At 68.0% G+C, this 17,042-nt stretch carries 18 protein-coding genes; 14 read left to right on the top strand and 4 right to left on the bottom strand.

The genetic code is table 11. The features are described 5' to 3' along the window. The 6 genes from N536_RS0110850 (at window position 1) to N536_RS0110825 (ending at window position 7,059) form a co-directional block, all read left to right on the top strand. On the top strand, window positions 1-1,512 hold the full coding sequence (locus N536_RS0110850) for a mannitol dehydrogenase family protein (RefSeq protein ID WP_231514481.1): 1,512 nt from the start codon (window positions 1-3) through the stop codon (window positions 1,510-1,512). Between the two features lie 56 nt (window positions 1,513-1,568). Further along, window positions 1,569-2,939, top strand: coding sequence for an MFS transporter (locus N536_RS0110845; protein WP_029113631.1), 1,371 nt, complete (start codon window positions 1,569-1,571; stop codon window positions 2,937-2,939). A 41-nt stretch (window positions 2,940-2,980) separates the two neighbouring features. Continuing rightward, window positions 2,981-3,598 carry a bifunctional 4-hydroxy-2-oxoglutarate aldolase/2-dehydro-3-deoxy-phosphogluconate aldolase gene (locus tag N536_RS0110840; protein WP_029113630.1) on the top strand — a complete coding sequence of 206 codons (618 nt, stop codon included), beginning with the start codon at window positions 2,981-2,983 and terminating at the stop codon, window positions 3,596-3,598. Beyond that, window positions 3,595-4,533, top strand: coding sequence for a sugar kinase (locus N536_RS0110835; RefSeq protein WP_029113629.1), 939 nt, complete (start codon window positions 3,595-3,597; stop codon window positions 4,531-4,533). The genes N536_RS0110840 and N536_RS0110835 overlap by 4 nt, the downstream gene beginning before the upstream one ends. Further along, window positions 4,530-5,579: an L-idonate 5-dehydrogenase gene (locus N536_RS0110830; protein ID WP_029113628.1), complete on the top strand. Its 1,050-nt coding sequence runs from the start codon at window positions 4,530-4,532 to the stop codon at window positions 5,577-5,579. The genes N536_RS0110835 and N536_RS0110830 overlap by 4 nt, the downstream gene beginning before the upstream one ends. Window positions 5,580-5,673: 94 nt before the next feature. Next, window positions 5,674-7,059 carry an ATP-binding protein gene (locus N536_RS0110825; RefSeq protein ID WP_029113627.1) on the top strand — a complete coding sequence of 462 codons (1,386 nt, stop codon included), beginning with the start codon at window positions 5,674-5,676 and terminating at the stop codon, window positions 7,057-7,059. Between the two features lie 50 nt (window positions 7,060-7,109). Here N536_RS0110825 and N536_RS0110820 read toward each other — a convergent pair whose 3' ends face one another. Then, complete coding sequence (locus N536_RS0110820) at window positions 7,110-7,319, bottom strand: hypothetical protein (RefSeq protein ID WP_155948539.1); 210 nt, start codon at window positions 7,317-7,319, stop codon at window positions 7,110-7,112. 104 nt (window positions 7,320-7,423) lie between these two features. On the opposite strand from N536_RS0110820, the gene N536_RS38040 reads away from it, so the two are divergent. Next, window positions 7,424-7,603: a hypothetical protein gene (locus N536_RS38040; RefSeq protein ID WP_036435954.1), complete on the top strand. Its 180-nt coding sequence runs from the start codon at window positions 7,424-7,426 to the stop codon at window positions 7,601-7,603. Between the two features lies 1 nt (window position 7,604). Here N536_RS38040 and N536_RS0110815 read toward each other — a convergent pair whose 3' ends face one another. The 3 genes from N536_RS0110815 to N536_RS0110805 all read right to left on the bottom strand — a co-directional run bounded on the left by N536_RS0110815 (window position 7,605) and on the right by N536_RS0110805 (window position 10,903). Next, on the bottom strand, window positions 7,605-8,633 hold the full coding sequence (locus N536_RS0110815) for an L-idonate 5-dehydrogenase (RefSeq protein WP_029113625.1): 1,029 nt from the start codon (window positions 8,631-8,633) through the stop codon (window positions 7,605-7,607). After that, window positions 8,630-10,012 (bottom strand): MFS transporter, encoded by a 1,383-nt coding sequence (locus N536_RS0110810; RefSeq protein ID WP_029113624.1) that lies wholly within the window; start codon window positions 10,010-10,012, stop codon window positions 8,630-8,632. The genes N536_RS0110815 and N536_RS0110810 overlap by 4 nt, the downstream gene beginning before the upstream one ends. Before the next feature lie 180 nt (window positions 10,013-10,192). Then, window positions 10,193-10,903: a GntR family transcriptional regulator gene (locus tag N536_RS0110805; RefSeq protein ID WP_029113623.1), complete on the bottom strand. Its 711-nt coding sequence runs from the start codon at window positions 10,901-10,903 to the stop codon at window positions 10,193-10,195. Window positions 10,904-11,007: 104 nt separating this feature from the next. On the opposite strand from N536_RS0110805, the gene manD reads away from it, so the two are divergent. From manD to N536_RS40695, 7 genes are all read left to right on the top strand, one after another. Beyond that, window positions 11,008-12,219: a D-mannonate dehydratase ManD gene (gene manD / locus N536_RS0110800; RefSeq protein WP_029113622.1), complete on the top strand. Its 1,212-nt coding sequence runs from the start codon at window positions 11,008-11,010 to the stop codon at window positions 12,217-12,219. Further along, the gene (locus N536_RS0110795) at window positions 12,216-13,151 is read left to right on the top strand and encodes a PfkB family carbohydrate kinase (protein WP_029113621.1); all 936 of its coding nucleotides are present in this window, start codon (window positions 12,216-12,218) and stop codon (window positions 13,149-13,151) included. Before manD ends, N536_RS0110795 begins: the two co-directional genes overlap by 4 nt. Next, a complete protein-coding gene (locus N536_RS0110790; protein ID WP_029113620.1) occupies window positions 13,148-14,608 on the top strand; it encodes a mannitol dehydrogenase family protein in 1,461 nt (486 codons plus the stop codon). Before N536_RS0110795 ends, N536_RS0110790 begins: the two co-directional genes overlap by 4 nt. Next, window positions 14,605-15,273, top strand: coding sequence for a bifunctional 4-hydroxy-2-oxoglutarate aldolase/2-dehydro-3-deoxy-phosphogluconate aldolase (eda, locus tag N536_RS38035; RefSeq protein ID WP_051574403.1), 669 nt, complete (start codon window positions 14,605-14,607; stop codon window positions 15,271-15,273). Before N536_RS0110790 ends, eda begins: the two co-directional genes overlap by 4 nt. A 19-nt stretch (window positions 15,274-15,292) precedes the next feature. After that, entirely contained in the window at window positions 15,293-15,559 is a 267-nt protein-coding gene (locus tag N536_RS0110780; RefSeq protein ID WP_036436014.1) for a type II toxin-antitoxin system Phd/YefM family antitoxin, read from the top strand. Then, window positions 15,547-15,936 carry a PIN domain-containing protein gene (locus tag N536_RS0110775; protein ID WP_029113618.1) on the top strand — a complete coding sequence of 130 codons (390 nt, stop codon included), beginning with the start codon at window positions 15,547-15,549 and terminating at the stop codon, window positions 15,934-15,936. Before N536_RS0110780 ends, N536_RS0110775 begins: the two co-directional genes overlap by 13 nt. 186 nt (window positions 15,937-16,122) lie before the next feature. Next, window positions 16,123-17,034: an LLM class flavin-dependent oxidoreductase gene (locus N536_RS40695; protein WP_051574402.1), complete on the top strand. Its 912-nt coding sequence runs from the start codon at window positions 16,123-16,125 to the stop codon at window positions 17,032-17,034. Window positions 17,035-17,042 lie beyond the last annotated feature (8 nt).

Genomic DNA, 17,042 nt, shown 5'->3' with positions numbered 1-17,042 from the left:
GTGACCGACTGCACCACCGACCGAACCGGCCTCGCCCCGGCGGCGGTACTGACGAGAACCTCGGTGCCCGCGAGCGCGTTGATCAATCCGCGGGCCGCGCGTCGAACGGGAATCGTGCATCTGGGCCTCGGCAACTTCCACCGCGCTCACCAGGCGGTGTACACGGCCGCGGCGCTGGCCGCCGAACCGGGACCGTGGGGCATCCTGGGTGTCGCGAATCGCTCACGCACCGTGGTTGATTCGATGAACGCACAGGACCTGCTGTACAGCGTGGTCGAGATCTCACCCGCAGGGTCGCGGGTAGCGGTGCCCGGCGTGCACACCGGCGTCATGGTCGCCGACGATGCCCCCGAGACGGTCGTCGACGCCATCGCTGCGCCGACCACGCGCATCGTCACCCTCACGGTGACCGAACACGGCTACACGACCTCGCCGAGGACCGGCACCCTGGACGTCGACTCACCGGCGGTCCGGCACGACCTCGCCGACCCGTCGTCGCCGATGACGCCGATCGGTCGCATCGCCGGCGGCCTCGTCGCGCGCGCACGCACCCACGGAGAGCCCGTCGCCATCCTCAGCTGTGACAACCTGCTCGCCAACGGCCAGCGCACCGAGGCCTTGGTGCGGGAGTTCATCGCGGCACTGCCGTCCGCGGACGAGACGTTGGCGTGGATGGACCGCCACGCCTCCTTCCCGAATTCGATGGTCGATCGCATCGTGCCCAGCGGTGCCCACCGGTACAACGAGGCGGCTCGGACTTCGCTCGGCGTGATCGACGAGATCGCCGTCCCCGCAGAGCCCTTCACGATGTGGGTGATGCAGGACCGCTTCCCGGGTGGGCGGCCCTCCTGGGAAGTCGGCGGTGCGACCTTCGCCGATGACGTCGAACCCTACGAGCTGATGAAGCTGCGTCTGCTCAATGGCACGCACTCACTGATCGCGTATCTGGGGGCGCTCGACGGACGTGCCTCCATTCCCGAGTCGGTCGCGCAACCCTTCATCGAATCAGCGGCGCGGCAGGTGATGCTCGAGGACTACCTGCCCACCGTCACCGTGCCAGGTGACGTGAGCGTCGACGACTACACCACCCAGCTGTTCGACCGCTGGTCCAATACCGCGCTCGGGCATCGCACCGCGCAGGTCGGTTCCGACGGATCGGTGAAACTGGCCCAGCGGATTCCCATCCCGGCGGACATCCATCTGCGCGCCGGCCGCACACCACGACACCTCGCCCTGACCGTCGCGGCCTACCTGTGTTGCATCGCCGCACCGCACGGTTTCGACCCCGGTCCGCAGGCGGGCGCGATGGCCGACCCCGCGCGGCAGCGCCTCGTCGAATTGGCCGCGCGATCCGCCTCCACCCGCGACTTCGTTCGCGGCGTGCTCGCCCCTGGCGTGCTCTTCCAGGGCGACCTAGCGTCATCCGATGATTTCGTCTGTGCAACAACTCGATTCGTCGAGACAATCGTCGCTCACGGTCCGCACGCTGCGGCCGAGGAGGCGATGAGTTGATGACGTCGCCCATACAACCATCCAGCCCTGGCCGGGCACCAACCAGCGAGGAAGACATGACGACAACCATTGATCCGTCGGCGAACCAGTCCGGGGACCAGGTGACCCACGATCCCGCCGCCGTCCGGCGTGCGGCGTGGGCGGGCCTGATCGGTACCACCCTCGAGCAGTACGACTTCGTCATCTACGGGACCGCCTCGGCGCTGGTCTTCAACAAGCTGTTCTTCCCCAATATCTCGCCGGCCGCAGGCATCGTCGCCAGCTTCAGTGCGTACGCCGTGGGTTTCCTCGCTCGACCACTGGGTGGCCTGTTCTTCTCCCGCTACGGCGACCGCCTCGGACGCAAATGGGTGTTGGTGGCCACGCTGCTGTTGATGGGTGGCGCGACGCTACTGATCGGCGCGCTCCCCACCTACGGCCAGGTGGGCCTGCTCGCCCCGATCCTGTTGGTGCTGTGTCGATTCCTGCAGGGCTTCGGCGCAGGCGCGGAACAATCCGGCGGTGCCACCCTGTTGACCGAGACCGCGCAGATCGGGCGGCGGGGCAGACTCGCGGCCCTGGTGATGACCGGCGCCGCACTCGGCACCGCACTCGGCGCGATTGCCTGGATCCTTGCGCAGATGCTGCCAGAGGACGACCTGATGACCTGGGGCTGGCGGCTCGTGTTCGGCAGCAGCCTGTTCGTGACCATCGCCGCCTTCGTCATCCGGCGCCGACTCACCGAGAGCCCGGTCTTCCAACAGCTCAAGCAATCCCACGTGGTACCCAAGACTCCGCTGCGCGACGTCTTCGCGAACGGCAGGCGTTCGGTACTGCTGGTCATGTTCATGACGATCGGGATCAGCTCGCAGTCCTACACCTATCAGGTGTTCATGGCGTCGTACCTCAAGAACGACGTCGGGGTGGATCCGGCGTTCATCCCCAAGGTCCTGCTGATCGGGGCGATCTGCGGCGGCATCGCGGCATACGGTTTCGGCAGGCTGTCCGACCGGGTAGGCCGCAAGCCCGTCTACATCGGCATCGTCATCTGCCTGGTGCTGTTGCCGATTCCGACGTTCCTCGCCCTCAATACCGGTTCGCACCTGTTGATCACGTTGGTGATGATCGTCGGATTCATCCTCGCCTGCCAAGGTGCCGTCGGCGTCACGATGAGCTACTTCCCCGAACTGTTCGGTGCCCGCTACCGCTACGCCGGCGTGACACTCGGCCGGGAGTTCGCCTCGGTGTTCGGTGGCGGCGTCGCGCCCCTGATCTGCGCGTCGTTGATCACGGCCTTCTCTGGGTCCTGGATCCCGGTGGCGGTGTACATGATTGCGATGGCGGTCACCGTCCTCATCGCGGCGGTGGTGGCCCCCGAGACCCGCAACCGCGACCTGACGGACACCCGTGACGCGCTGACGGTGCGGGCCGAGGAGGCGCGCGCATGACGGTCGCCAAGCAGCGGGACCACGCGAATCCCCGGCCTGCCGTGACGCCCGTCGTCATCGCGGTGCTGCGCGCGGCCGACGCGCGCCGATACGCACCCGTCGTCGACGTATTGGCGGACAACGGCATTCGCGGTATCGAGCTGACGATGAGCACACCGGGAACGCTCGACGTGCTCGCCGACATCCGCGCAGGCATACCCGACGAGGTCCAGGTGGGCATCGGGACGGTCACCACCGTGGCGCAGCTGAACGAGGCGCTCGGCGTGGGGGTCGACTTCGTGGTGACACCGACGACCGACGTCGCGGTGATCGACGCGGCCGTGACTGCCGGTGTGCCGATCTATCCCGGCGGTCTCACCCCAACCGAGCTGTGGAAGGGGTGGGCCGCGGGTGCCACTGCCGTGAAGGTCTTTCCGGCCGCCCTGGTGGGTCCGGATTACGTTGCGCACCTGCGGGGCCCGTTCCCCGACATCGAGGTCATCCCATCGGGTGGCGTCGGCATGGCCGAGGCGGTCGAATGGATCCGCGCCGGTGCCTGCGCGGTGAGCGTGGGCGGGCCGCTCATCGGTGACGCGCTCAGCGGGGGAGACCTCGATGCCCTCGCGCGACGGTGCCGCAAACTCAACGACACCGTGGCGGCCGCGGAGGCGCATCGATGAGTGTGCTCACCTTCGGCGAGACGATGGCCCTGCTGCGTCCGACGGGCACCGGTCCGCTGGCGCACACCACCACCATGCATCTCGGTATCGGTGGCGCCGAGTCGAACGTGGCGGTGGCGCTGCGCCGGCTCGGCGCGGAAGTGACCTGGGTAGGGCGCGTCGGCGACGACAGCTTCGGCGACCTGGTGGAGCGCGAACTGCGCGCCGAAGACCTTCGCCCACACGTCGTGCGCGACCACGACGCACCCACCGGGCTGATGGTCAAGGAGCGCCGGACCGCCTCCGCCACCCGCGTCTGGTACTACCGCGATGGCAGCGCTGGTTCACGATTCGCCATCGGTGACGTCCCAGAAACGTTGTGGGACACCGTGACCTTGCTTCACGTCACGGGAATCACACCAGCGCTGTCGGATTCGGCGGCGAAGGCGACCGTGCACTACGTCGAGCATGCCAAGGGGCTGGGAATCACCGTGTCGTTCGACGTCAACCATCGTCACTCGCTGTGGTCAGCCGACGAAGCGCGTCCGACCTATCGTGTGCTCGTCGCGCTCGCCGACGTCGTGTTCGCAGGCGCGGACGAGGCCGCCATCGTCGTCGGCAGCGGTACTCCTGCGCAACTGGCGGTTGGGTTGTGCGCGATGGGCCCGGCCGAGGCCGTCGTCAAGCTGGGTGCCGACGGCGCACTCGCCGTGGTGGATGGCGTCGAGTACCGCCAACCCGCCGTACCCGTGTCGGTGATCGACACCGTCGGCGCCGGTGACGGTTTCGTCGCCGGTTACCTCGCCGACCGGCTCGCCGGCTGCGACATCCAGCAGCGGCTACGCACGGCGACGGCCGTCGGTGCACTCGCCTGCACCGTCGACGGCGACTGGGAAGGCATGCCCCGCCGCGACGAACTGGACCTGCTGACCACGTCGGAACCGGTGGCGCGATGACCACTTTCGACACACCTCCATCGACTGCCCTGGCCGTCGTCGCCCACGGGGCGGGGGATCTGCGCGTCGAGGAGGTCCCGGTGGCTCCGCCCGAAGCCGGCGAAGCGGTGGTCCGGATCGCCTACGGCGGAATCTGCGGATCCGACCTGCACTACTGGCAGCACGGTGCGGCAGGCGAATCCATTCTGCGGGCACCGATGCGGCTGGGGCACGAGGCCTCTGGCACCGTGCTGGTACCGGCGGCCGACGGCACAGGTCCCGGCGCTGGAACTCGGGTCACCATCCACCCGGCGACGCCCCGCGGGGGCGGCGCCAAGTACCCGGCAGATCGGCCGAACCTGTCACCCGGATGCACCTATCTGGGCAGCGCCGCGCAGGTGCCGCACAACGACGGCACATTCGTCAGCCACCTCGCCGTCCCCAGCCGCATGCTGCGAACCCTGCCCGCCGGCCTCGATCTGCGCACCGCGGCATTGGCGGAGCCCGCGAGCGTCGCGTGGCATGCCGTCGGGCGCGCGGGGGAGGTGGCGGGACGCTCAGCGCTCGTGATCGGTGCCGGGCCCATCGGAGCGCTCATCGTGGCCGTGCTCGCGCGGGCCGGTGCGGCCGAGATCGTGGCGGTCGACGTGCACGACCACGCCCTCGACATCGCACGCAGGGCAGGCGCACACCGCGTCCTGCATGCCGGCGACGTTGATGCGATCGCCGCGGTCGAAGCCGACGTCGTCTTCGAATGTTCGGGCAACCACCGGGGATTGGCGTCGGCCATCCGCGGAGCCGTTCGGGGCGGCACCGTGGTCATGGTCGGACTGCTGCCCACCGGCGATCAGCCCGTGCCGATGTCGCTGGCGATCACGCGTGAACTCGACCTCATCGGCAGCTTCCGCTTCAACGACGAGATCGACGACGTCATCGCGGCGTTGGGCGATGGATCGCTGAACGTATCGGCCGTCATCACCGCCGAGTATCCGGCCGCCGATGCCCTCGAGGCGTTTGCGATCGCAGGCGACGCCGCGAGATCGAGCAAGGTGCTGCTGGCGTTCTGAACGCGTAGGCCGACCCTCAGAGCTAAATGGGTTGACCGCTCGTCGGTCGCGTGCGACTCTGTAGGGCTGCCTACGACTGGATGCCGACAACGCGATGACGCTCATCAACGACGATTCAACCGATCTGAGCGCCGAGCCAACCGGCGGCGCTGACGCGCGCCTGCCCATCGCCGACGTCGATGAATGGCTCGACAACCTAGACCGCGGTGTGCAGCCAGCGCTGCGCGCACTGGGTGAGTTGCTGATCGGCGTCGCAGAACGCCAAACTGCCGAAACCGCAGAGCGGTTCACCGCCCGCTGCTTGGGCGTGACGGACTGCGGTCACCTGCTCGACGAGCAACGTCCACTCAATCCGGTGTCCCGGTTGACCACCGCGATGGCACTGGCGGAGTGGATCGATGAACATGGGAGCGTCTGCGAGATCGGCCCGGGCGAGTACGCCAATCCACCGAAGTGGTCCGAGACCGAGATCGGCGGCCAGCGCTACCGCCACCCGCTCTGTCTGCGTGTGCACTTTCCGGCCGGGACGCTGCTGGATGACGCCGGATGCGTCATCTTCTTCGAGGCCCGCGCGGCGATCCTGCTCTCGGCCGAGGTCTCGGTGTACGTGACCGCGGAGGCCCAGGATCGTGCCCGTGCGGTATTGGACCGGCTTGCCGTACGCGCCAACGATCTCAACCCATACCGGGGCCGGGTCGCGCGTGCCACCGATGCGCAGGGGCTGAGTCTGACGGTCATCGACCTGCCGTCGACGGCGACGCGCGAGAATGTGATCGTCGGCGACGAGGTGTGGAACGAAATCGACCTGGGAGTGGTCGCCGTGCGCGACCGCCATGCCGTGCTCAACGCGCATGGCCTCGGCGCGCGGCGCGGCGTGCTGCTGTGCGGCCCGCCCGGCACCGGCAAGTCGGCGGTGAGCGCAGTCGTCGCCGGTGAGCTCGTCGGCGAATTCACCGTCATCTACGTCGAAGCCAAGGCAGGGGCCGAACTGCTGACGTCCGTGGTGGAGGAGGCGCAGCACCTTGGGGGTCCTGTGCTGCTCGTGCTCGAAGACGTCGACCTGTGGTGCCACGACAGAGCAGTCGGCGGCGGCGGCCTGTCAGAACTGTTGCAGGCCATGGATATTCAATCCGACGCCCGGATTCTGACGTTGGCCTCCACCAACGATGCCACCACCCTGGACAAGGCGGCCATCCGCACCGGGCGGTTCGACTCGATCGTCGAGGTCGGCTATCCGACCCGCGCTGATGCTGCCCGCATCCTTGCGGCGCTGGTCGGTGACCTCACCGACGGCGAGGCCTTGGACACGGCGGCCGTCGTGGCCGCTCTTCCTGAGTGCACCAGCGGGAGCGACATCCGCGAGATCGTCCGCCGCGCCGTCTTGGCCGGCGATGGAGAGCATCTCAGCACGGCGGCGCTGTTGGCCGAGGTCGGCAGCGGACGCTACCGCGCGACGGTTCCGGACGGGATGTACCTGTAGGCCGGAGTGCTCTGGTATCGGCGGGATGGGGCTTGGCGGGCGACCGGTTGTCAGCCGGGCAAATCCACGTCGCCGCGCTGCACGTCCACGTGGAACCGCTTTAGTCCCCATCCGTCGGAGACGGCAAAGAACACCTTCTTCGGCCTACCGAGCAACGTGGTCGCCGCTACCGTGCCACGGGACCCCTCCGGCACCAACGGTACGTTCATTCCTTCGATCTGTCGGCGTGCAGTGACTTCGTCGCCCTTGCGACAGCGCATGATTCGAATCCCCTCCGCAGTTTCTTCGGCGCCAGGCAGACCGTAGAATGCTCGAGTCACGAGGGTGTGCCGGGCAAATCGATTGTGGCCGTTCACTACCCACGTTGGCAATCGATTTCTTCGACACTGACAGCCAGGTGTTTGCGGAGAATCAAGATCAACGTTCGTTGGGACGTCGACTCACCCACGGCCGCACACTGATCCCGCAGCGCATCCCGTCAAAGGCCAGTGTGACGAAGCGCGAGAAATTGACGTCTGCTGAATTTGCCTTCTGCGCCGGATGATTCAGAGTGCGAGCCGGATGAGCACCTTGCTGCTGCCGCTGTCGCGGTCGGCCGCGACGGCGATGGCGGCTGCGGCCTGGTCGATCGGATAGCGGTGGGTGATCAGGGGATTGACGTCGAGACCGTTGCGCATCGCCGCGATGGCGTCGGTGATCTCGTCGACGAACCGGTAGGACCCGATCCACGTGATCTCCCTGGTGACCAGGCTGCCCAGGTTCGCCGGCGTCGGCGTGCCCGGCAGGTTTCCGACCTGGACGAGGGTGCCGCCACGCGCCGTCGCCTGGAGGACGGCGCCGAGGGCCGCGGGGGAGCCGGATGCCTCGAAGACCACCTCGACGTCCGCCGGCAGCGCGTCACCGGAGCCGAGGTTGGCCAGCACGTCCGCACCCATCGCTCGGGCGATCGAGAGCGGGGCATTGGAGACGTCCGCCGCGATCACGGTGGCCGCGCCCGCATGCTTCGCCGCCGCGACGACCAGCGACCCGATCGGACCGGCGCCGTTCACCAGGACGTCGCGACCGCGAAGGTCGCCCGCTCTGTTGACGGCGTGCATGGCGACCGCAAGCGGCTCAGCGAGCGCACCCTGATCGGTTCCCACGTCGTCCGGAAGGGGGCGAATCTGATCCGCCCGAACCACTTTCAGCTCACTGAACCCACCGTCGGTATGGGGATGGAACGCGGCGGAGCCGCAGTAACTGATCTGCGGGTACAGGTTGGTGCGACCTGCGAGGCGATCCGGCAGCACGTCGCCGCCGACCGGTGTGGCGGGATGAACCGTTACCGGCTGCCCGACGTTCAGGCCGCTGACGCCGGCCCCGGTCCGAACGATCCGTCCCGCCATCTCGTGACCGAGGACGAGCGGGTCCTTGAGTACCGCGGTGCCCGACGCGCCGTGCCGCCAGTACGCGACGTCGGATCCGCAGATCCCGCCCCACTCCATCGCGATGAGCACTTCGCCGGCATGCGGAACGGGATCCGGTAGTTCGTCGACCCGGAGATCGCCGGCGCCGTGGACGACGACTGCCTTCACAGTGCGTCCTGCAGCTGGACGAGGTCGCGGCCGCGGGTCTCCGGTGCGATCGCGGCGGAAACCAGGGTGATGAGCGAGTACACGATGAGCATGGCGGCGATGGGCCACCAGCTTCCGGTCGCCGCCGTCAGGCTGGCGGCGAGGATGGGCCCGATCGCGGTGGCGAGGATGCCGCCGATCTCCTTGGCGAGCGCGAGCTGGGTGAACCGGGTGCGGGACCCGAAGAGTTCCGCCATCGTGACGCTCTCCAATGAAAACAGGCCAAGCACACCGATGTTCAGGCCGATCACCATGGCCAGCAGCAGTGCGACGTTGCTGCCGCTGGTGATCATGAGCAGCATCGGAAAGGCGAACAGGATCGTCAACGAACTCAGCGCGATGTAGACGGGGCGCCGTCCGAACCGGTCGCCGAGCCATCCCACGACCGGGATCGTGGCGAATCCGAGCAACGAGCCGTACATGATCGCGCTGGTCGCCACCGACTTGTTCATCAGCAGGGTCGATGCGATGTAGCCCACCATGAACGTCTGCACCAGGCCGGAGTTGCCTGCCTGCCCGAACCGCAGGCCGAGCGCGACCAGGAACGCCTTGCCCTTGCGCTGGTGCAGCCCGGCCTCGAGAACACTCGCTTGCTTCTTCGCCGCAGCTGCCTCGAGTTCGTCGCGGGAGAGCGCGACACCGTCCACGACGTCCGGCCGTTCCTCGAAGACGGGGCTTTCCTTGAGGTTTCGTCGCACCCAGACCGCGAAGATCATCAGGACGAAGCTCAGCAGGAAGGGCACGCGCCAGCCCCAGCTGAGCAGTTGTTCGTCGCTCAGCACGGCGAGCAGCAGCGCCCAGAGTCCCGAGGCGACGAGTGTTCCGGAGTTGGTGCCGAGGCATACCAGTGACGCGATGACGCCGCGGCGTTTCGCTGGTGCGTACTCGGCGAGCATCGTTGTGGCACCGGCGATCTCGGCGCCGGCGCCGAAGCCTTGGATGAGCCTCAGCACGACGAGCAGAATCGGCGCCAGGATGCCGATGGCCGCGTAGGTCGGCAGCACGCCGATCAAGGTCGTCGAGGCGCCCATCAACGCGATCGTGATGAAGAGGACCTTCCGTCTGCCGATCCGGTCACCCATGCGTCCGAAGAAGATCGCACCCGCCAGCCGCGCGACGTAGCCGACGCCGTAGGTCGCCATCGCCGCGATCAGGCCGATGGCCGGGCTGACGTCGGGGAAGAAGATCTTGTTGAAGACGATGGCGGCCGCCAGTGAGTACAGCTGGAAGTCCATGAACTCCATCGCCGTGCCCAGCCAGCCCGACACCGCCGCCTTGGTCAGATCGCGCGTCGACCGTTCGGCGACACCCCCCGATGGCGCTTCCACGTAGTTGGTCATCGCTGTGTTCCTCGCTCGTAGGGGTGGCCGCACGTGAGCCCGATCACTTACATACAAGCCCTGACAGCCAAGCCTTGTCAACATCTGATTTCGACAAAGTTGGTCCGTGCCTCGTCAGGCGGACGGGTACGTGGGACTGCCGCTCGAGAGGGCTACTGGGAGACGGCTAATGCCAGACGGCTATTGCCAGACGGCGACGACGCGGCGGGTCGGCCGGGTCGTGGTGCCGTCGGAGAAGAGTTCGGGCGAGCGCGTGCGAATCTTCTCGATGTCGGTGAAGACCTTGCGCAGATGGGTGCGCAGGGCGGCCGTTGCCTGCTCTTCGTCGCGCGACTCCAATGCATCGACGACGGCGGCATGCTCGCAGGTCAGGGACTGAATCGAGCTCTCGCTCATCATTCCGAGCCGGCGCGCTCGATCGAGATGCGCCTTGGCTCCGACGACGGTGCGCCAGGCGTTGCCGTGACCGCCCGCGGCGAGCAGCGACCGGTGGAACTGTTCGTCGAGCTCGAAGAAGGTGTCGACGTCGGTCGTGGCGTTCTGGGCCGCGATCAGCTCACGCAGTTCGGCGATCGCGACGTCGTCGACGAGCTTCACGGCATCCGGCATGGAGGCGAGCTCGATGGCCTCGCGGACGAACTGCGCGTCGGCGACCTTCACGGGGTCGATGCGGGCGACGAACGATCCCAGCTTGGGAAAGATGTGGACCAGGCCTTCGTCGGCAAGCAGGATCAGGCTCTCGCGCACCGGCGTGCGGCTCACCGAGAGTTGTGCGGCGAGCTCGTTCTCCGACAGCGAGGCGCCGGGCGCCAACTCCAACGTCACGATGCGTCGACGAAGCTCGGCGTACACCCGTTCCCGATTGGAGCCCTTGGAGGGGACCGTCGTCATTGCGACAGTCTATTCCATACCGCACCTGTTGACAGAGCCTGCGAACTAGAGCTTGTATGTAAGGACTAGGACGTGGCACTCGCACTCCTCGAAGGAGACCAGCAATGAAGATCGTCGGCGCGGATGTGCTGATCACCGCACCCGGACGCAATTACGTCACGTTGAAGATCACCACCGACGAAGGCTTGATCGGGTGGGGCGACGCCACCCTGAACGGCCGTGAACTCGCCGTCGCGTCGTACCTTCGAGACCACCTCTGCCCTCAGCTGATCGGCCGCGACGCGCACCAGATCGAGGACACCTGGCAGTACCTCTACAAGGGTGCCTACTGGCGTCGCGGCCCGGTCACCATGACCGCCATCGCCGCCGTGGACGTCGCGCTGTGGGACATCAAGGGCAAGGTCGCCGGCTTGCCCGTGTACCAACTGCTCGGCGGCGCCGCGCGTGACGGCGTGATGGTCTACGGCCACGCCAGCGGCGGCAGTCTCGACGAGATGCTCGACGACTTCGCCGGCTACCTCGACCGCGGGTATCGGGCCGTCCGCGCCCAGTGCGCCATCCCGGGCATGGACACCGTCTACGGCGTCCATCCGGGGGAGGTGCAACTCTACGAGCCGGCGTCGGGGCACCTGCCCGCCGAGGAGAGTTGGGAAACCGGCCCCTACCTCAGATTCGCGCCCCACATGCTGGGCGCGGTGCGGGAACGCTTCGGCTTCGACGTGCACCTGCTGCACGACGTGCACCACAGGCTCAGCCCGATCGAGGCGGGCCGGCTCGGCAAGGATCTCGAAGAGCACCGCCTGTTCTGGATGGAGGACGCCACGCCCGCCGAGGACCAGGAGGCGTTCCGCCTGATCCGGCAGCACACCACCACGCCGCTCGCGGTCGGAGAGGTGTTCAACACCATCTGGGACTGCCAGCACCTGATCACCGAGCGCCTCATCGACTACATCCGCACCTCGGTATCGCACGCCGGCGGCATCTCGCACCTGCGGAAGATCTTCTCGCTCGCCGAACTCTATGGCGTGCGCAGTGGTTCGCACGGTGCCGGCGATCTGTCCCCGGTGTCCTTCGCCGCGGCGCTGCACGTCGACATGGCGATTCCGAACTTCGGCGTGCAGGAGTTCATGGGTCACCGCGATCCCGCCGGTGAGGTGTTCCGCACCGATTGGACCTTCCACAACGGCCTGATGCATCCCGGTGACGCGCCGGGGCTGGGTGTCGAGATCGACGAAGAGGCGGCCGCGCGCTTCCCGTACGACCCGAAAAGCCTTCCGGTCAACCGCCGGACCGATGGATCGGTCCACGACTGGTGAACGCACCCAGACCCGGCGTCGACGTCGTGCTGCTCGGTGAGCCGCTCATCGAGATCAGCACGCACGGGCCGATCGCGCCCGGTGTGGAGTGCTCGTTCGCGGTGTCGGGCGACGTGGTCAACACCGCCGCCGCGGCCGTCGCGGCAGGCGCCCGCGTCGCGGTCATCGCCCGGGTATCGAACGACGAACTCGGCACCGCCGTGTACACCCGGCTCGCCGAGATCGGGGTGGACACCCGCTTCATCCGCCGCGACGACGGCTTCCAGGGCATCTACGTCCAGCACGCCGACCCCCTCGGTGATCGTCAATTCTGCTACGCCAGAACCGGATCCGCAGGGTCGGGTCTCAGCCCGGAGGATCTGCCTAAGGCGCTGCTCGAGGACGCCGGTGGTGTCCTGGTCAGCGGCATCACCGCAGCGCTGTCCGCGACCGCTCGGGCCACGGTGCTCGAGGCCGCACGACGTGCCCGGCGCTTCGTCTACGACCCCAACTTCCGGCCACGCCTGACCACCGCTGAGGAGGCCGCGGCCCTGCTGGCCGAGATCGCGCCGTACTGCGCCCTCGTCACCCCATCGGCACCCCACGAATGTGCCACTCTGCTCGGCGTTTCCGATCCCGCGGACGCCGCCGCGAAACTACGAGCCGGTGGCGCCGCGGCCGTCGCGGTGACCTGCGGCGCCACCGGTGTCCACGTCGACGACGTCACGGTGCACTGGCAACCCGCCTATCCGGCGCCGCAGGTGGTCGACCAGACCGGGGCCGGCGACGTGTTCGCCGGCACCGTGACCGCGCGGCTCGCCCTCGGCGACGACCTGCGGACCGCCGTCCAATTGGGTGCTGCGGCAGCATCATTGGCTGTCGGCGGAACGGGTGGCAGCGGCGGCATCGCGCCACTCGAGACGGTGCGTGCCCACGCCGGGGTGCCGGCATGACCAGGCTGAGCTACCAGAACTACGGCACGTCGAGCGCACCGGATCCCGATCCGCGGTCCGTGACCGTCGGACAAGTCCATCTCGGGCTCGGGGCGTTCCACCGGGCGCATCAGGCCGTCTACACCGAAGACGCCATGCGCCACACCGGTGATACCCAGTGGGGGATAGCGGCTTTCACCCAACGCAGTGGCGCCGCCGCCGAGCGGCTGAGCCCACAGGACGGGCTGTACACGGTGGTGGAACGCGGCCACGCAGCGGCGGCACCCCGCGTGATCGGCGTACTGCGCGAGGCGCGCGACGCAGCCGCCGACCCCGCCGCCGTGATCGACCGGATCTGCGATCCCGCCGTTCACGTGGTCACCCTGACCGTCACCGAGAAGGGCTACCGGCGCGACGCCGTCACGGGGCGCCTTCGCCTCGACGATCCCGAGGTGCGCGCCGACCTCTCCGCAGAGAGTCCGCGGACGGTGCCCGCGGTACTCGCGCGCGCCATCGCACGCCGCGTGGCTACCGGAGCGGGGCCGCTGACGGTGATTTCGTGCGACAACCTGCCCGACAACGGACGTCTGCTCGAGGCGCTGGTCCGGGACTTCGCCGCGGCGGCGGGACTCGACGGCGATGCCTTCGATCGCACGGCCGCGGCGTTCCCGTCGACGGTGGTCGACCGAATCGTCCCGGCCACCACCGACGCCGACATCGCCGAGCTCGAACGTCGCACCGGTGTCCGTGACGACAGCCCGGTCATCTGTGAACCGTTCCGGCAGTGGGTCATCGAGGACCGGTTCGCCGGCCCGGCGCCGGCATGGTCTGCGGTGGGCGCTCGGCTGGTCGAGGACGTCATGCCGTGGGAACACTTGAAGCTGCGCATGCTCAACGCCGCGCATTCGATGCTGGCCTATCTCGGGTTGCGGTTGGGACATCGGTCGATCGCCGACGCCGTCGCCGACCCGATGCTCGCCGACGTGTGCAGGCGACTGTTCGCCGAGGACGTCGGCCCGTCGCTGGTTGCGCCGCCCGGTGTCGACGTCGCCGAATACGGCGAGTCCGTGCTGGCCCGCTTCCGCAACACCGCGTTGCCGCACACCACGATTCAAGTCGCGTCAGACGGTTCCCAGAAGATCGGGCCGCGCCTGCTGAGCACCGCCTCCGCCCGCGCGGCGCAGGGCGCGACGGCAACGTGGGCGGCGCTAGGCATCGCCGGATGGGCGCTGCACGTCATCGATCCGGTCGATGCGGCCGGTCATCCGCTCCCGCTCAGCGACCCGCGCGCCGACGAACTCCGCGACGCGGTGGCAGGGACGACCGTGCCCGCCGCGGTGCGGCGACTGGTCACCGATCCCACCGTCGTCGGCGACGAGGTGGCCGGCGATCGCGCGTTCACCGACCGGGTCGTCGACTTCGCCGACAACCTGCACCGGCACGGATCCGCCGCCCTACACGCCGAGGTACGCCCATGACCGACCAGCCGAAGACCGCCATCGACGTGATGAACCGCGGGCCGGTCATCCCGGTCGTCGTGCTCGACCGCGCCGCCGACGCCGTGCCGCTGGCCCGTGCGCTGCTCGCCGGCGGCATCGACACCATGGAGATCACCCTGCGCACCCCCGAGGCGCTCGAGGCCATCGCGTCGGTGGCTCAGCAGGTTCCCGACATGGCCGTCGGTGCCGGCACGATCATCCGGCCCGAGCAGGCGTCCCAGGCCGTCGGCGCCGGCGCCACCTTCCTGGTCTCACCCGGCGCCAGCCCCCGCCTGCTGGCCGCCATGCTCGAGCAACCGGTGCCGATCCTGCCCGGCGCGGTCACCGCCAGCGAGGCTCTGACGTTGCTCGAACGGGGCATCACCGAGATGAAGTTCTTCCCCGCCGCCTCGTCGGGCGGCGTGCCGGCGCTGCGTGCGCTGGCCGGCCCGATGCCCGACATCACCTTCTGCCCGACGGGCGGGATCGACCGGGCCGACAGTGCGCACTACCTGGCGTTGCCCAACGTGGCCTGTGTCGGCGGATCATGGCTCACACCAGGCCATCTCGTCGCCGCACACGACTGGGAGGCGATCACCGCGCGCGCCGCCGAGGCCATCGAAAATCCGCCGCATGTGCGCGCGATTCGAGATCAAACTCTCTGATTCTGATATTATGATTGCCATGCGAGAGATCACCGCTTCCGAGGCATCGCGAAACTTCTCCGCCGTTCTCGACTCCGTCGAACACGGCGAAACGATCGTCGTTACTCGAGCCGGCCGGCGCATCGCATCAATCACGGCGGCACCCGCCTCCAACGGGGCCGCGTTAAACGAAGTCATCACCCGATGGCGCAACACCGACGCGCTTGACGAGGCGTTCGAAGAACGCGTCGCTGAGGCACGCAACTCGGCGTCGGCCGAACAAGACAGCGACCCGTGGACCGCCTGATCCTCGACACAGGCGTCCTCGTAGCCGCAGTCCGGGGACGATCCACGGTGCCCGCCAACGCAGACATCACAATCCCCGCCGTCGCGATTGCCGAATACCTCGCTGGAGTCCACCTCGATCCCGACGCCGGTCGTCAGGCCGCACAAAAGGCGTTCCTGACAGAGGTTCTGGGAGTCATACCAGTCAGCGACTACGACACTGCCGTCGCCGAACACCACGCCCAGCTACTTGCCGAGACAGCCCGCGCCGGTCGAACCCGCGGCCCGCACGACCTCATCATCGCCGCCACGGCGCGCGCCACCGGCCGCACACTCCTCACCACAGACAAGCGCGCTCGCTTCGACGAACTCACAGGCGTCATCGCCCGCCTGGCGTGACGGTAGGAAACGTGGGGGAGATCCGCCCGTCGACCTCGGATTCGCGATGTCACTGCCCAACGGGATCAGTGCAATGTGCAGGGCCTTTGCTTCTCACCTTGTGTCTGTGCCGCGCGCCGAAGCTCCACTGCAATTGAGGTAGCGCCCGAAATCGTGGCGAACCAGACGAGAGCAGAGGGTCTTCTAGTGACATTGGGATTCAAGATCGATGGCCGTCCTGGCGAGGACATCGCCGGGCTGGCGAAGAAGGTCGAGCGCGCGGGATTCGCCGAACTGTGGGTATGCGAGGACCTCGGTCTCGCCGGCGGGATGAGTCAGGTGGTGGCAGCCCTGGCGAGCACCGATCGACTCCACGTCGGACTCGGCATCGCGCCCGCGGCAGCAAGAAACGTCGCCTATCTCGCGATGGAGTTCGCCACCGTCATGCGCATGTTCCCCTCCCGCTTTCGGCCGGGCATCGGCCACGGCGTGCCGTCCTGGCTGGAACAGGTGGGCGCCCACCCCGACAGTCTGATGACCTGCCTGGCCGAGGTCGCCGCCGTCCTTCCCCGGCTGATCAGTGGGGAATCGGTGACGTTCTCCGGTGACCACGTGCACCTCGATGCCGTGCAGCTGACGCAGCCGCCCTCGGAGACGCCCGTCGTCAGCCTCGGGGTGCGCGGACCCAAGGGCATCGCACTGGCTCCCAAGGTCGGCGCCGGCCTGATCCTCGCCGAAGGGTCCGTGCCGGAGTACGTCGCCGCGGTCCGCAAAACGGTGGGGAGTGGAACCCGCATCACGGTCTTCGTCTGGGCGAACATGACCGACGCCGATCAGCTCGAGTCCGATTCCAAGTTCCACGACATCGTGCGCGCGAAACTCGTGAAACCCGCTCTCGCCCACCAATTGGGCGGCGCCGACGGGGCCGCGATTGCAGTCTCTGACGTTGCCATCACCGGCTCGGAGGATGACTGCCGCCGAGCGGTGGAGCGACTGTTCTCCCATGGCGCCGACGCCGTGATCCTGCAACCGCTCGCAAGCACCGAAGAGACCCAGATCGAACGCTTCGCGGCGCTCGCGAAGGAGTTCAGCTCCGCAGCCGTCGGCAGGCTCGGGTAGGAGGCGCA

Origin of the sequence: Mycobacterium sp. URHB0044 (genome assembly GCF_000620625.1) — a bacterium.
Lineage (GTDB): Bacteria > Actinomycetota > Actinomycetes > Mycobacteriales > Mycobacteriaceae > Mycobacterium.
The sequence above is the reverse complement of the archived record's forward strand: the minus strand, read 5'-3'. Positions and strand labels throughout refer to the sequence as shown.